This is a genomic window from Neobacillus sp. Soil_C_43 (assembly GCF_057656715.1).
The window spans coordinates 43,218-58,058 of the sequence record NZ_JBDGJV010000001.1 but is presented as its reverse complement, the minus strand read 5'-3'; the positions used below and the strand labels follow the sequence as shown (position 1 = coordinate 58,058).

Below are 14,841 nucleotides of genomic sequence, written 5' to 3'. Positions count from 1 at the left end.
TGCCCAAAAGCGGTATTGCTGTACTTTCTACTCTTGAGAGGACAAGACAACTTCAATTAAAATTAATTCTGAATATTATTACTTTATTTAATGGGGGTTTCTCGATGAAAGAAAATAGATTAACAGCAGAACAACTTGTAGATGATTTTTTTCCTGTAAGAGATGTGGATTATATTGAAATCTACACTGGAAATGCTAAGCAGGCTTGTCACTTTTTTTGCACCGCTTTTGGTTTTCAACCGGTTGCTTATTCTGGTCTTGAAACGGGAAATCGTGAAAACGTTTCCTATTGTTTAAAACAACGAAATATTCGTCTTGTTATTACTGGCACCTATAAAGAGGACAGCAGGGTTGCACAGTTTGTAAAGAAACACGGTGATGGTGTGAAAGACGTAGCGTTATTGGTTGATAATGTAGAAAAAGCATTCGAGGAAGCTGTAAATAGAGGGGCAATTGCTATAGCTCCCCCATTTGAAATGAAAGACGGTCAAGGGACTATTAAGAAAGCCGTTCTTGGTACATATGGTGACACCATCCATACGTTAATTGAACGGAAAAACTACCAAGGTGCTTTTTTACCAGGATTTGAACCATATTCAGTTGCATTGCCAATTGAGGATGCAGGATTAATCGGTATTGATCACGTGGTTGGCAACGTTGAAAGCATGGAGGAGTGGGTAGAGTACTATTCAAAAGTAATGGGCTTCAAAGAAATGAAGCATTTCTCTGACAAGGACATTACCACGGAATATTCTGCTCTAATGTCAAAGGTTATGCACAATGGTGGTCGGATTAAGTTTCCTATCAATGAACCTGCGGAAGGGAAGCGAAAATCACAAATTCAAGAGTATCTAGAATTCTATAATGGACCAGGAGTGCAGCACTTAGCGATTTTAACTGAAGATATCGTTTCAACAGTAACCACCTTAAAGAAGAATGGTGTGGAGTTCCTTAAGACACCTGCTACTTATTATGAATCATTAGGTGAGCGGATTGGAAAAATTGATGAGGAGATAGAAAAGCTAAGGGAGTTAAATATCTTAGTAGACCGTGATGATGAGGGATATTTACTGCAGATCTTCACGAAGCCAATCGTGGATCGCCCTACATTATTTATTGAAATCATTCAACGTAAAGGAGCTAGAGGCTTTGGGGAAGGAAACTTCAAGGCACTATTTGAGTCGATTGAGCGTGAACAAGAACGACGGGGCAATCTATAACACTAGAAAATAAATAATATAATGTATTTTTAGGAGAAATATGATCAGAGCAAGGGAGATGTGTTCTCCCTTGTGAAACATATGGTTATCTGAAAGAGTGGTGGACAGGAATTGGAAATCTCACCAGAAACACTTGAATGGAAAGAAGCCTATAAACTTTTAGTCGGATCGATTTTGCCACGTCCTATTGCTTTTGTATCAACAATAGATGCAAATGGCATCGCAAATGCAGCACCCTTCAGTTTTTTCACCGCTATTTGCGCGGACCCCATGCTCATTTGTTTTTCCCCAATGAGGAAGGGTACGGATGGAGCGAAGAAAGATACGTTAGTCAATATTGAAAGTACAGGTCAATTTGTGATTAATATTGTCAGTGAAAGTATGGCTGCACAAATGAACGATTGTGCCATTGAGTTTGCTTCCTCTGTGGATGAAATAGAGGAAGTGAATCTAACAAAGGAACAAAGTATTAAAGTAAAAGTACCGCGAATCAAAGAATCACTCGTTCACTTAGAATGTGAACTCTATCAAGTATTGCATTTTGGTGATAAGCCTGGTGCTGGCAGTCTTGTGATTGGAAAAGTAATACATGTCCATGTAAACGATGAGCTTTATGATAAAGGGAGAATTGATACATCTAAATTACAGCCGATAGGCCGAATGGCTGGTAACACCTTTACTAACCCATTGGCAAAAATATTTGATATGATTCGAAAATAGATAATAGGTGAGTGCCATGAAATTTGTAACCTTTGAAAAAGCAGACAAAACAATTAGATCTGGGTGGCTGGATGGTGACTTTGTGGTGGATATGTACGAGGTATCTGATGGCAAACTGCCTGAAAGCCTGCTGGAGTTTTTAGATAATAGCGAAGAAAATATGAAATTGGTGATGAATCTCGCTCCAGTAACTAGTGAACAAAAAGGAAGGTATCCATTAAGTGAAATTCGGTTAAAAGCACCTCTTCCCATGCCTAGGAGCTTTCGTGATTTTTATGCGTTTGAACAGCATGTTAAAACAGCAAGGGAAAACCGAGGTCTTGAAATGATTCCAGAATGGTACGAAATCCCTGTTTTTTATTTTTCTAATCATCTAGCATTTAAGGGTCCAGATGATGCTATCATGAAGCCAAATGAATGTGAATGGCTTGATTACGAGTTGGAAATTGGCTGTATCATTGGGAAAAAAGGTAAAAACATTCGCGCTGAAGACGCCGATCACTATATTTTTGGTTTTTGCATATTAAATGATTGGAGCGCAAGGGACCTTCAAAGGAAAGAAATGAAGGTGGGGCTTGGTCCGGCAAAGGGGAAGGACTTTTCAACTTCTATTGGTCCATGGATTGTTTCGAAAGAAGAATTGGAGTCGTTTAGGGCCGGCAAGGGTTATGATCTACCAATGAGGGCGCGTGTGAATGGTACCTTGCTTTCGAATGGAAATATGAAGGAACTTCATTATTCTTTTGGAGAGATGATAGAGAGAGCCTCAGCGGGCGTTACACTTTACCCTGGAGAAATGATTGGTTCAGGAACAGTAGGTACTGGATGTATTCTCGAACTTGGTCAAACGGTACACAGATGGCTTTTACCAGGTGACCTAGTAGAATTAGAAGTTGAACATCTCGGTATCCTTTGTAATAAAATTACGGATGGAAATGAGGTGAAATGATGTATTATCGTCAAATGGGAAAAATTCCGCATAAACGGCATACGATGTTTAAAAAAGAAGATGGGAGCCTGTATCGTGAACAGGTAATGGGGACGAGAGGGTTTTCAGGAACCCAATCTATCCTTTACCATCAGTACATGCCAACGGAAATAGTAAAGTCAGAACTAATTAGTACTTATTTGCCTGAATATGAAGAACAGCAGTCTTTGAAGCATCGGCACTTTTTTACTAGTAAGGCGGATAAGCAAGGGGATGGTCTAACTGCTCGAAATTATCTTTTAGGAAATCAGGACTTACTAATTGGAACGGCACAAGTGACTAAACCGATGAAAAGCTTCTATCGAAATGGTGATGGGGATGAAATGCTGTTTATTCATCATGGTACCGGGAAGTTGGAGACAATGTTTGGTACCATTTCTTATCGACCAGGGGATTATATAATTGTCCCCATTGGAACTATCTACCGTGTAGTGCCTAATGAAAAAGAAAAAACACAAATGTTATTCGTGGAGTCCTTTAGCCAGATTACTACCCCTAGACGTTATCGGAATGAATATGGTCAGCTTCTCGAACATAGCCCGTTCTGTGAACGTGACATACGCGGACCTGAAACACTTGTTTCTTATGATAAAAAGGGTGAATTTGAAGTATTAACGAAATCAAGAGGGGCCATTTCTTCTCATATTCTTGGTCATCATCCACTTGATGTAATTGGCTGGGATGGATATTTATATCCTTGGGCGTTTAATATAGAAGATTTTGAGCCTATTACAGGGAGGGTTCATCAGCCACCTCCCGTACATCAGACATTTGAAGGAAATAATTTTGTTGTTTGTTCTTTCGTACCACGCCTGTATGACTATCATCCTGAAGCCATTCCAGCACCGTATTATCACAGTAATGTGAATAGTGATGAGCTACTTTATTATGTGGAAGGAAATTTCATGAGTCGTAAGGGAGTCCAGGAGGGTTCAATCACACTCCATCCAGGTGGTATACCCCATGGTCCACACCCTGGTAAAACGGAGGCAAGTATTGGAAAAAAAGAAACGCTTGAGCTAGCTGTTATGATCGACACCTTCCACCCTCTTAAGATCGTAAAAACCGCACAAGAGATAGAAGATCCCGGCTATATGTTTACTTGGAATGAGAATTAATGATGAGGCTGACTCAGAGTCCTTTGAGTCGGCCTTATTTTTTTACTGTATACGTAAATAAAAAGCGCTTATACTTATAAAAATGGTATGGTAGAAATATCTAAATAGTACAAAAGGAATAGAGGTGAACTCATGGAGCTTGAAAGAATTATTAAGAAACTAACGAGTCATACTCCAACTATTTTAGGCAGTGAGAAGTTTTCGAAATATGCAGTTATGCTGCCGCTCGTACAAAAAGAAGATGAAATTCATGTATTATTTGAAGTGAGGTCGCTTGAATTAAGAAGGCAGCCAGGGGAAATATGTTTTCCAGGAGGAAGGATTGATTTACAAGATATTGATGAAAAGGGGGCAGCCCTTCGAGAGACGGTTGAAGAATTAGGAATTAGTCGTTCAGAAATCACAAACATTTTTCCGCTGGATTATATGATCTCCCCTTTTGGAATGATTGTTTATCCGTTTGTCGGATTGATTACTAATCCTGAAAACATTCACCCAAATCCGTCAGAAGTAGGGGAGGTCTTTACAGTCCCAATTTCTTTTTTTATTCATCATTCTCCATCTATTTACCACATTAACTTTAAAGCAGAGCCTGAAGAGAATTTTCCTTATGAGCTAATAGCGGGTGGAGAGAACTATAATTGGCGGACGAGAGATCTAGAAGAATATTTTTATCTTTATCATGATAAAGTGATTTGGGGGCTAACTGCCAGAATCCTCGCCCATTTTATTGAAATGGTTCGCTAGACAATTAATATAATAAAAAACAGTGAGACAAGTTTAGTTTGCTATTCTCACTGTTTTTTTTGGTTTGTTTTTCTAGAGTGGACAAATGTACGTGTAGAAGGGAAAAAAACACTTGATTATTTTCAGAATTGGAATAAAATTAAGATTATATTTTCGGAGGATAGGGAGATGTAACATGAAAGTAGTTAAGTTTGGAGGTTCCTCATTGGCTTCTGGAAAACAAATGGAGAAGGTATACCAAATTGTAATATCAGACCTTGAGCGAAAAATTGTAGTTGTTTCTGCACCTGGAAAAAGATTTACAAACGATGAAAAGGTAACAGACTTATTGATAAAGTGTGCTGAGGCCGCTTTACAGAACCATACCATAAAGGAAAAGGTAGATGCAGTGATTGAGCGTTATGCTTTTATTGCTGAGGAACTTTCCCTATCGGATACTGTTATTGAAGAGATTCGTGATGATTTAATGGAAAGACTACAAGCAGACAAAGAAAACCCTGATCGGTTTATGGACCGGGTAAAAGCAAGTGGAGAAGATAACCAAGCTAAACTAACAGCAGCCTATTTTCGGAAACAGGGACTTGAAGCCCATTATGTTGACCCTCTTGAGGCGGGGCTCATTGTCAGTGATGAACCAGGAAATGCTCAAGTATTACCAGAGGCTTATGAGAATTTACACTTACTTAGATATCGGTCGGGGATATTGATCTTTCCAGGTTTTTTTGGTTACAGCAAGGAGGGGGAAGTGTTCACATTTTCACGTAGTGGATCGGATATTACAGGCTCTATCCTAGCAAATGCAGTAAAAGCCGACCTTTATGAAAATTTTACTGATGTGGATGCGGTCTATTCCGTAAACCCAAATATTGTGAATAAGCCAAGAGAAATTAAAGAATTAACCTACCGTGAAATGAGAGAACTATCATATGCAGGGTTTACCGTATTGCATGATGAAGCACTAGTACCGGCCTTTCGGGCTGAAATACCTGTTCAGATTAAAAATACTAATAATCCAGCAGCTCCTGGTACAAGGATTGTTAATGAGCGGCACAACACAAATGGTCCGGTAATTGGGATAGCCAGTGACAAAGGATTCTGCAGCATTTACGTAAGCAAGTATTTAATGAACAGAGAAATTGGCTTTGGACGGAAGCTATTGGGTGTGTTGGAGGACTTTGGTCTTTCTTATGAACACACACCTTCAGGAATAGATGATATATCAGTTATTATGAGAGAGAATCAACTAAATGCTAGCCTAGAAGAAAAAATTATCCATCGTATTAAGACAGAATTGCAGGCTGACGAGGTGAAAGTTGAACATAGCTTAGCACTCATTATGGTTGTCGGTGAGGGGATGCGTCATAATGTCGGTACGATGGCGAGAGCATCTAAGGCATTAGCAAGGTATAGTGTTAATATCGAAATGATTAATCAAGGATCATCAGAGGTTAGCATGATGTTTGGAGTTAAGGAAGTGGATGAGAAACGAGCAGTTCAAGCACTTTATGAAGAGTTTTTTGTTCCAGTGACAGTATAATGGAAATAAAAATTAAGGCTGGCTCTTTTACTTTGAGTCAGCCTTCATGAAAATTTTTCTTCTTTAACTTCGCTCGAGTTCTAATACCCGCCACGATTGCTATTACAAGACCACCGATAGTATCTGCAATCAAATCTGTCATGGTGTCTTTGTTACCTCCACCCTGTAGGGTCATATCGAAAAATTGATCAGAGCTAAATTCATATACTTCCCATAAAACCCCCCCAAGTGCTGCAAAGGATAAGGTGAATAAAAAAACAAACCAAGGGGAAATTTCATCCCCTGCATTCCTATGGATTAAGCGTTCGTATAAGGCGATTCCTGAAAAAGCAAGAATGGCTCCACTTACTAAGTGCATAAATGTATCCCACCACCCTAGCCCGTACCAGCCTAGGATTGAACCAAAATATTGGGAGCCAACTAGAAATACTAAATAAGAGATAACAATTGGTAAATTAAATTGAAGTTTGGTGAATAAGGCTAACAATAACGGGACTGCACCACAAATGATTCCACCTATTGCAACTGTTCCTTTAAAGCTCACATTATGAGTAAAATAGTAAACAGCTAATGCTGCCATAAAGAGTACATAAATCAAACTTAAAAGGATAACAAGTTTTCGATTCATTTTCTTCACCTCGCACTATACATTTTGTTTTTGTGTTAAGGAATAAATAGCAACTAAAAGTCCGCCCACTAATCCACAGAGTAAGTCCAGCATGGTATCTGTATTTCCTCCTCGCTGCATGGTATGTGTAATAGGCGTCAAATCCCCTAAAAATTCATAAACCTCCCAAATGACACTTGCTAAAGCAGCAAGTGAAAGTACAAACAAAAAAAGAATCCATTTTGAGAGTGCATCGCGTACCTTTTCAGGGATACAGATTTTATACAAAGTAACGCCGGCGAGAGCAACATACAGCCCTTTATAGAAGTGAAGGGTAGAATCCCACCATTTATAATGAAGATAAAAACTAGATATCGATCCGAGAAACAAGGAACAAAAAATGAAGAGATAATATCCCAATATTAGTGGGACATTAAAGGGATTGTGTTTTTTAAATAACAGTAGAAGTGGAATTGCACTTACGAATATGCCCCCAAGAGATACCTGCCATCTGGAAGAATCTCCTTTTATTAAGTAGAAAACTACCAGGGAAATCATAAAAATGATAAAAACCACACTTAACCCTACGATTAATTTTCGTTTCATGTGTTCACCTCATAATAAAACGCTCTTTACAATTATGTCCAATTAATAAATTTGAAATCATTGATTTAATTCTCGCATCCAAATCTATAAAGAGGTATATTGAATGAGACGATAGAAACAAGTGTGTAGAATGAATAGTGGAGGTTTCTATGCAAAAAGCACAAATACCAACATACGAACGTATTGCAATTGATTTGGCAAATAGAATATATGATGGAAAGTTTAAAGTAGGAGAAAAAATTCATGGAAGATCGACGTTAGCGAGTGAATACAAAGTATCTCCTGAAACAGTGCGGAGAGCGATAAAGATATTAGAGGATGTTGAGATTGTACAGTCCACTAAAGGCAGTGGGATTGTGATCTCATCAAGGGAGAATGCCTATAAATATATTCATCGTTTTTCAAATCTAGAGAGTATTAAAGATCTTGAGAAACAAATGAACACACTTATAGATGAAAGAGATAAACTGGATGAACAGTTATTTGAAACATTAAGAAAAATTATGGATTACTCAGGAAAACTTCGTCATACGAATCCATTAGCCCCTATTGAGGTAGAGGTTTTTCCGGGTTGTACTCATATAGGTCAAACAATTTCGGAGACAAAGTTTTGGCAAAATACTGGTGGAACTGTCATTGGTTTGAAACGAAAGGGTGAATTGATTATTTCACCAGGGCCCTACGCATTAATTATGGAGGGGGATATACTCCTCGTTATAGGTGATGATCAAACATATGATAGGGTGCTTCATTTTTTACACGACTGAACCAAAAAGAAGAGACAGTCTCCTAAGGGACTGTCTCTTCTACGTAGATAGAATGAAATTTTATTTAAGTAAACCTTCTTCTTTCAGGAATTCTTTGGCTACTTTTGCAGGTGACTGTTTGAGACTGTCAACCTTATAATTCAACTCACGCATTTTTTCGTCTGTAAGTTTCCCTGAGAGAGAGTTCAAGACTTTTTTAAGCTCTGGGTGTTCCTTTAAGGTTTCTTCCTTAATAATAGGTACTGCGTAATATGGAGGGAAGAAATTTTTATCATCTTCTAATACCTTTAATTGGAAGGCTTCAAGTAAGCCGTCTGTAGAAAACGCATCAATTACATCACTCTTTTGGTTCTTGAGAGCGGTATAGCGTAATCCACCATCTACTGCTTTCACATCTTTAAATGACATATTATAATTCTTAGAAAGTCCAATTAACCCATCTTCACGATTAGGAAATTCTATCGTTGGTCCCATGATCAATCCGTTGCTCACTCTAGCAAGGTCGGATATGGTCTTTAAATTATATTGTTTAGCTGTGTCTTGTCTCACTGCCAAAGCATAGGTATTATTAAATCCGATCGGTTTTAATAATTCTATATCATATTTTTTCTTAAATTCTTTTTGAACATAATTATATACTTGATCCGGATTACTTTCAGGAGGCTGGTTTAAAATATTAACCAAGCCTGTTCCGGTATATTCCACATATAAATCAATATCCCCGTTTTTAAGTGCACTAAAGGCTACTTGACTACCGCCAAGATTAAGCTTTCTTTCAACTTGGATATCTGTCTTATTTTCGATTAAATCGGCAAGCATGTTTCCTAATATTAATTGTTCACTGAAGTTTTTTGAACCAATGACAATCTTTTCTTTTGCATTTGCTGTTGAATACACTTTAAAGGCGCCAAAAGCTACCAATAGGAAAGACGCAAGGGCAATTATAACTTTTTTTGTCATTTTTCCATTTTTAATAGAATTTGTGGATGTGCTTTTCTTGCTAGTATAAGAAAGTGAAGTTTCAAGTTTTCCGACAACAAAGTCAATTAAGAGGGCTAATATACACGCTGGTATTGCTCCAGCTAAAATCATGTTGTTATCAACAGTTTGTACTCCGGAGAATACTAAATAACCTAGCCCGCCTGCACCTACGAAGGCAGCAATCGTCATTAAACCAACTGCAGTAACTGCTGAAATTCTGATACCCGCCATAATCATCGGGAAGGCAAGTGGTAATTGAACCTTTCTCATCGTTTGACTTTTGGTCAGACCGATGCCTTTGGCGGCTTCCAGAATGTCTCCATCAATGTTTGTTAATCCCGTATACGTATTCTTTACAATAGGGAGGAGAGAATATAGCACGACCATTACAATTGCTGGATTACTTCCAATTCCAATAAATGGTATGAGGAAGCCGAGTAAAGCTAAGCTTGGAACAGCTTGGATAACATTTGTAGTTCCAATTATAGGCTTTGAAAGCTTTGGTTCATTTGAAATTAAGATGCCAAGTGGAATACCGATAATAATAGCAATGAGTACAGAAATGATGCTTAAGTAAAGATGTTGTCCTAGTAATTCGGTAATTTGTTCATAGTTTGAAGTTACATAGTTCCAAAAATTACTCATTTAAAATGCCACCTCCAAATCAATTAATTGGCTGCTTAATGCGGATAATATACTGCTTCTTGTTATAAGACCAGTTAACTGGTTAGTTTGATTAACAACCGGTAAATACCCAATTTTATGTTCATTCATCATTGCTAACACGGAGATTAAATTGGCATCTTGTGAAACGGATAATACCTTTTTCTCCATGACAAGTTCGATTGAAGTGTTCCGATTAAGCAACTGGATGCTTTTTAATGTAACTAGTCCCTTAAGGATGTTGCTTTTGTCAGTGACCATTAAACTATCCACTTTATTTTCTTTCATGATCTCAATCGCCTGCAATACGTTTCGCATTGCATTAATTTTAATTGGATGATGAATCATAATATCCTCTGCCAATAATAATTCAGGATTGTTCCAAACCCTTCTTTTTCCAATAAAGTCTTCTACAAAGTCATTAGCAGGATTTTTAAGAATATTTTCCGGAGTATCATATTGTAGAATATCTCCATCTTTTAATATACAAATTTTGTCTGCTATTTTAATAGCTTCATCCATGTCATGTGTAACAAAGATAATAGTTTTATTAAGTTCCTTTTGCATTTGGAAAAGTTCATCCTGTAGAGAGCTTCTTGTAACTGGGTCTAGTGCGCTGAAGGGTTCATCCATTAAGATGATATCGGAGTTTGTTGAGAAGGCTCTTGCTACACCAACTCTTTGCTGTTGACCACCACTTAACTCTTTTGGGAAACGGTGTAAGTATTCATTTGCTTCTAAACCAACCAAAGAAAGCAATTCCTTTGTCTTTTTCTCAACTGCCTCCGGCTCTTCTCCTTTAAGTTTAGGAATTAATTCTAAGTTCTCTTTAATGGTCATATGGGGAAAAAGCCCGGTGTTTTGAATGACATATCCAATATTCCTGCGGAGTTCTATTGGATTCATTTTTGAAATATCTGTTCCATTGACAAATATATGTCCAGAGGTTGGTTGAATTAATTTATTGATCATTTTAAGCAATGTTGTTTTCCCACAGCCACTCGGCCCAATAAAAACAACTAATTGACCAGCCTCTATATCCAATGAGAAAGGATTAATGATGGTTTTGTTGCGATATTTTTTTACGATGTTCTTAAACTCTATCAAGTTCATTCCCCCTAAATAATTATTACTTACCCAATAAACTAACAACTTAATCATAACATAAAGGTTGTTACTTTGTCGAATCGGGTGGTCTAGTTCTATTTGTTAGAGTTTAAGTTTAGTTGTTATAACAAGTAAATGTTAAAATGAAATTAATATAAATAATTTAGATGAGGGGGATTGTAATGGGCATTATACGTGATAAGTTGAGTATAAAATTTTTTCTTTTTCTATTGTTTGCTTTTTTATTGATTCATGTCCCGCTTTTTGGAAGTTATATAAAAATAATCAATACCCTCATCCATGAATCGGGTCACGCAATGATTGCTTTACTCAGTGGGAAAGTAGAGCGTATTTCTTTATTTATGAATTCTGAGGGAGTTACCTATAGCAGCCAGTCGTCATGGATCGGTAGTTTCGTGACAAGTCTTGCTGGATATATCTTCGCTTCATTTATGGCATTTTTATCCTTTTTACTTATTGGTAAAAATAAACAAACGATTTTAATTGATATTTTGTTAGGGTTTATCTTCTTAAATCTAATTTTTTGGGTACGAAATCCTTATGGGATATTTTGGCTTTGCTCATTCGCAGTGGGTTTTCTTATATTACTCATTAAAGGAAGTCAAAACGTAAGAGATCATTCATTATTATTAATTGCATCTATTTTACTTGTTGACTCGGTCAATAGTGCTTTTGAAATACTATATATAAGCTTTTCTCAACCTTATGCAGCAGGGGATGCGGCAAATCTTGCACGTTTAACGGTGATTATCCCTGCACAAATCTGGGGAATCTTTTTTTTCCTTCAAGCTATTTGGTTTTGTTATTTTGGATTAAAAAGAGGCTATTATAGACTAGGCAAATAAGGAGAAAGCTGACCCAAAAGCTAAGAAGATTCTGGCCATATGAGTCAGCTAATTACCGTAATTATTTCCCTATGTCTTTTTTTGTAATCCCACTTCGAATACTAGTTTCCTTAGAAAATTCGGTGTCTTGTTTCTTATTGTTTGGATATTTATTTTTACGTTCACGGTTATCGTTACGATTTGTCATGATTGTTACCTCCTTTCAGCGTCTTCTGAAATTATTTTTTGCATCGAATGTTTTTTTACTCCCGATTTTTATTTTGTTTCGAAAAGAAAAGCTCGACCGTATCAAAATGATATGGTCGAGCTTTTATTATGATAGTGGTAATATTGAATCCACTTGTGCGGAACGATACTCTTCTGTAAGATTGTCAATAATTTTTTGGACCGGAAGGATGTCTTTAATTTCATCCACCCGGGCTCCAGCGAACACAAGTCCATTTTCAACATCACCCGAAACGGAAGTTAGTAATGAATCTAATGTGCAAAATCGGTAAGAGCAATTTTTTAAACAATCATGGCATTTCGCGATTTTTAATTTATTTGAACCACTAATTAATTTAGTAAAGTTGTTAATTATTGCTCTGCCTTGCAGTCCAACGGTGGTTTTCACTAGGACCAAATCTTCTTTATTTGCGTTTACATACTTTTCCTTAAATGCTAATGGAGCATCACATTCCTCACTCGCTACGAACCTCGTTCCCATTTGTACTCCAGACGCTCCCATGGACAGTGCTTTTGCAATATCATATCCATTCATGATTCCTCCAGCTGCGATAACAGGTATGGATACTGCATCAACAATTTCTGGTAGGATTTCGAACATTGGGCGATCTGTTCCAAGATGTCCCCCAGCCTCAAAACCTTCTACGACCACGGCCGCTGCTCCGAGCCGTTCGGATATTTTTGCTAGTTTTGCTGAAGATACAATGGAAATAACAGGAATTCCAGCTTGTTTTCCCCAAGAATACATATCTCTAGAGATTCCTGCGCCGGAAATAATAAAATCAACCTTCTCTTCTAAAGCGGCTTTCATTTTTTCAGCAAAGTCATTCATGGCAAAAAGGACATTTACACCAATGTACCCTGCACCCTTAATACGTTCCTTGGCTTTACGGATATGTGTTCGCATCTCATCTACGGTTATTCCAGTACCAGATATTATCCCAATTCCTCCTGCGTTTGCGACAGCCGAAGCTAACTTGCTTAGTGAGATACCTACGCCCATGCCACCCTGTAGAATCGGAACCTTTGGCATCATATGTCCAATTTTTAATTGTGGAAAATTCAATTCATTACCTCATTTCAATGTTTAGTTACTTCTCCTGAATCATAACATTCGAATTTATTCATGTCTGTGATTACTATCACCTGGTCATATAAGTAGGTTTTATACTTTGTAAATTTATTTGGATAATAGTAATCTTAAGGTAACAAACTACTAAAAGTTATGGATAGAGATGGGAAGGTGTATATATGGTCAAGCTTTTTACAGATATCGATTTAGACGGACTTGGGTGTGGACTGATTGCAAAAATGGCTTTTGGGGATAAGGTCAATGTATATTATTGTTCATATCGAAATCTCAATCAAAGAGTTGAGTCAGTAATCACAAATCCAGAGAATGCTGAGGAAGAAATCTATATTACCGATTTAGCAGTAAATCAACTTATCGAGAAGAAACTTGAAGAACGTTATCAGCAGGGGAAACAGGTTCAAATGATTGATCACCATGTAACAGCCATGCATTTTAACCAATATAAATGGGGTTTTGTAAAAACAGAATATGAAACAGGAAATCTAACTTGTGCAACATCTTTGTTTTATGATTATTTAATTGAGAATCAAAAAATAGAGCGAAATAATGCTTTAGAGGAGTTTATTGAATTAGTTCGACAGTATGATACTTGGGAATGGGATCAAAACAATAATGTAACAGCAAAACGGTTAAATGATTTGTTTTATATTTTGAATCGGGAAAAGTTCGAAGAAGAAATGCTAAAAAGGATAACTGAAAATAAAGAATCATTTATGTTAAATGAGACTGAAAATTTGCTTCTTGATATTGAAGAACAGAAAATTAGTCGATATATTCATTCTAAAAGCAGGCAAATGGTACAGACCTTTGTTGATGATTACTGCGTAGGAGTTGTTCATGCGGAGCAGTATTTGTCAGAGCTCGGGAATGCCTTAAACAATCTTTATCCCCATTTGGATATGATTGTTCTATTAAATGTGAGTGGTAAGAAAATGGGCTTCCGAACCATTCATGATGAGGTCAATGTGGCAGAATTTGCAAAGAGATATGGGGGAGGAGGTCACCCTAAAGCATCTGGTTCAGAAATGACAAGAGAGGCCTTTAAATTATTTATTGAGAATATTTTTGAATTCATGCCACTTAAACCAGATTCAGATCGAAATGAATACAATGTGAAAAATTCAACATCCGTTACAAGTTATCAAAACCAACAGGGCGAAAATTTTTATGTTTTATCAAAAGAGGATAACGATTTTAGCATTTTACATAATGGAAAGAAATTGGAGGGAAGTTTTAACACATTTACGGAAGCAGAAAGGTTTCTTAAACGAAAAAATTCATGCTGGCTTCGTCCAGATCATGAATTTCTTAAATTTCTTTCGAACGTTCTTGGGGAATCACTTGAAGAGATTAAGGAAAATTACGATGAGATAATAAGCAGCAGAATAATGGATGTTATTGAACATTGAGGAAGAGAGCTTAGTTTACTAAGCTCTCTTTAATATTGGTAAATTTATCGTAGGTATTTCGAATTATTATTTCAGAATTGTAATTGGTGTGCAACAAAATGTAAATTGAACAACACAATTCTGTAATCTTAGAAGGGTAGTATAATAATTAGACCAATATGCTTAATAAATGAAGGTCTACGTTTAG

The 14,841-nt window shown here is 37.0% G+C and carries 15 protein-coding genes; 9 read left to right on the top strand and 6 right to left on the bottom strand.

Going from position 1 to position 14,841, the window contains the following annotated elements; translation table 11 throughout:
- The first annotated feature begins 104 nt into the window (after positions 1 to 104).
- From hppD to AC3A54_RS00270, 6 genes are all read left to right on the top strand, one after another.
- A complete protein-coding gene (gene hppD / locus AC3A54_RS00295; RefSeq protein ID WP_335531513.1) occupies positions 105 to 1,220 on the top strand; it encodes a 4-hydroxyphenylpyruvate dioxygenase in 1,116 nt (371 codons plus the stop codon).
- A 111-nt stretch (positions 1,221 to 1,331) separates the two neighbouring features.
- Positions 1,332 to 1,940, top strand: a complete 609-nt coding sequence (locus AC3A54_RS00290) for a flavin reductase family protein (RefSeq protein WP_335545521.1) — start codon at positions 1,332 to 1,334, stop codon at positions 1,938 to 1,940.
- A 16-nt stretch (positions 1,941 to 1,956) separates the two neighbouring features.
- Positions 1,957 to 2,889: a fumarylacetoacetate hydrolase family protein gene (locus AC3A54_RS00285; RefSeq protein WP_487652972.1), complete on the top strand. Its 933-nt coding sequence runs from the start codon at positions 1,957 to 1,959 to the stop codon at positions 2,887 to 2,889.
- A complete protein-coding gene (locus AC3A54_RS00280) occupies positions 2,889 to 4,046 on the top strand; it encodes a homogentisate 1,2-dioxygenase (RefSeq protein WP_487652971.1) in 1,158 nt (385 codons plus the stop codon). The genes AC3A54_RS00285 and AC3A54_RS00280 overlap by 1 nt, the downstream gene beginning before the upstream one ends.
- A 132-nt stretch (positions 4,047 to 4,178) precedes the next feature.
- On the top strand, positions 4,179 to 4,793 hold the full coding sequence (locus AC3A54_RS00275; protein ID WP_335545525.1) for an NUDIX hydrolase: 615 nt from the start codon (positions 4,179 to 4,181) through the stop codon (positions 4,791 to 4,793).
- 175 nt (positions 4,794 to 4,968) lie between these two features.
- Positions 4,969 to 6,330: an aspartate kinase gene (locus AC3A54_RS00270; RefSeq protein ID WP_487652970.1), complete on the top strand. Its 1,362-nt coding sequence runs from the start codon at positions 4,969 to 4,971 to the stop codon at positions 6,328 to 6,330.
- Positions 6,331 to 6,367: 37 nt separating this feature from the next.
- Here AC3A54_RS00270 and AC3A54_RS00265 read toward each other — a convergent pair whose 3' ends face one another.
- Complete coding sequence (locus AC3A54_RS00265) at positions 6,368 to 6,958, bottom strand: DUF2238 domain-containing protein (RefSeq protein ID WP_335545529.1); 591 nt, start codon at positions 6,956 to 6,958, stop codon at positions 6,368 to 6,370.
- A 15-nt stretch (positions 6,959 to 6,973) separates the two neighbouring features.
- Positions 6,974 to 7,543, bottom strand: a complete 570-nt coding sequence (locus AC3A54_RS00260) for a DUF2238 domain-containing protein (RefSeq protein WP_335545531.1) — start codon at positions 7,541 to 7,543, stop codon at positions 6,974 to 6,976.
- Between the two features lie 149 nt (positions 7,544 to 7,692).
- On the opposite strand from AC3A54_RS00260, the gene AC3A54_RS00255 reads away from it, so the two are divergent.
- Positions 7,693 to 8,310 carry a GntR family transcriptional regulator gene (locus tag AC3A54_RS00255; RefSeq protein ID WP_335545532.1) on the top strand — a complete coding sequence of 206 codons (618 nt, stop codon included), beginning with the start codon at positions 7,693 to 7,695 and terminating at the stop codon, positions 8,308 to 8,310.
- A 60-nt stretch (positions 8,311 to 8,370) separates the two neighbouring features.
- Here AC3A54_RS00255 and AC3A54_RS00250 read toward each other — a convergent pair whose 3' ends face one another.
- Together AC3A54_RS00250 and AC3A54_RS00245 are read right to left on the bottom strand one after the other, a co-directional pair.
- Entirely contained in the window at positions 8,371 to 9,936 is a 1,566-nt protein-coding gene (locus AC3A54_RS00250; RefSeq protein WP_487652969.1) for an ABC transporter permease/substrate-binding protein, read from the bottom strand.
- Positions 9,937 to 11,061, bottom strand: a complete 1,125-nt coding sequence (locus AC3A54_RS00245) for an ABC transporter ATP-binding protein (RefSeq protein ID WP_487652968.1) — start codon at positions 11,059 to 11,061, stop codon at positions 9,937 to 9,939.
- A gap of 182 nt (positions 11,062 to 11,243) precedes the next feature.
- Here AC3A54_RS00245 and AC3A54_RS00240 point away from each other — a divergent pair, with 182 nt between their 5' ends.
- Positions 11,244 to 11,927 (top strand): M50 family metallopeptidase, encoded by a 684-nt coding sequence (locus tag AC3A54_RS00240; protein ID WP_487652967.1) that lies wholly within the window; start codon positions 11,244 to 11,246, stop codon positions 11,925 to 11,927.
- A 61-nt stretch (positions 11,928 to 11,988) separates the two neighbouring features.
- Here AC3A54_RS00240 and AC3A54_RS00235 read toward each other — a convergent pair whose 3' ends face one another.
- Together AC3A54_RS00235 and AC3A54_RS00230 are read right to left on the bottom strand one after the other, a co-directional pair.
- Positions 11,989 to 12,114, bottom strand: coding sequence for a hypothetical protein (locus tag AC3A54_RS00235; protein ID WP_487652966.1), 126 nt, complete (start codon positions 12,112 to 12,114; stop codon positions 11,989 to 11,991).
- 126 nt (positions 12,115 to 12,240) lie between these two features.
- Positions 12,241 to 13,188 carry an NAD(P)H-dependent flavin oxidoreductase gene (locus AC3A54_RS00230; RefSeq protein ID WP_420489842.1) on the bottom strand — a complete coding sequence of 316 codons (948 nt, stop codon included), beginning with the start codon at positions 13,186 to 13,188 and terminating at the stop codon, positions 12,241 to 12,243.
- A gap of 215 nt (positions 13,189 to 13,403) precedes the next feature.
- Between AC3A54_RS00230 and AC3A54_RS00225 the strand changes: the two genes are divergently transcribed.
- Positions 13,404 to 14,654, top strand: a complete 1,251-nt coding sequence (locus AC3A54_RS00225; RefSeq protein WP_487652965.1) for a DHH family phosphoesterase — start codon at positions 13,404 to 13,406, stop codon at positions 14,652 to 14,654.
- Positions 14,655 to 14,841: the final 187 nt, after the last annotated feature.

Excerpts from the sequence above, each read along its gene's own strand:
- AC3A54_RS00265 (WP_335545529.1), bottom strand. The coding sequence starts at position 6,958 with ATGAATCGAAAACTTGTTATCCTTTTAAGTTTGATTTATGTACTCTTT.
- AC3A54_RS00250 (WP_487652969.1), bottom strand. The coding sequence starts at position 9,936 with ATGAGTAATTTTTGGAACTATGTAACTTCAAACTATGAACAAATTACC.
- AC3A54_RS00240 (WP_487652967.1), top strand. The coding sequence starts at position 11,244 with ATGGGCATTATACGTGATAAGTTGAGTATAAAATTTTTTCTTTTTCTA.
- AC3A54_RS00225 (WP_487652965.1), top strand. The coding sequence starts at position 13,404 with ATGGTCAAGCTTTTTACAGATATCGATTTAGACGGACTTGGGTGTGGA.
- AC3A54_RS00275 (WP_335545525.1), top strand. The coding sequence starts at position 4,179 with ATGGAGCTTGAAAGAATTATTAAGAAACTAACGAGTCATACTCCAACT.
- AC3A54_RS00235 (WP_487652966.1), bottom strand. The coding sequence starts at position 12,114 with ATGACAAATCGTAACGATAACCGTGAACGTAAAAATAAATATCCAAAC.
- AC3A54_RS00255 (WP_335545532.1), top strand. The coding sequence starts at position 7,693 with ATGCAAAAAGCACAAATACCAACATACGAACGTATTGCAATTGATTTG.
- AC3A54_RS00270 (WP_487652970.1), top strand. The coding sequence starts at position 4,969 with ATGAAAGTAGTTAAGTTTGGAGGTTCCTCATTGGCTTCTGGAAAACAA.
- AC3A54_RS00285 (WP_487652972.1), top strand. The coding sequence starts at position 1,957 with ATGAAATTTGTAACCTTTGAAAAAGCAGACAAAACAATTAGATCTGGG.
- AC3A54_RS00280 (WP_487652971.1), top strand. The coding sequence starts at position 2,889 with ATGTATTATCGTCAAATGGGAAAAATTCCGCATAAACGGCATACGATG.
- AC3A54_RS00260 (WP_335545531.1), bottom strand. The coding sequence starts at position 7,543 with ATGAAACGAAAATTAATCGTAGGGTTAAGTGTGGTTTTTATCATTTTT.
- hppD (WP_335531513.1), top strand. The coding sequence starts at position 105 with ATGAAAGAAAATAGATTAACAGCAGAACAACTTGTAGATGATTTTTTT.
- AC3A54_RS00230 (WP_420489842.1), bottom strand. The coding sequence starts at position 13,188 with ATGATGCCAAAGGTTCCGATTCTACAGGGTGGCATGGGCGTAGGTATC.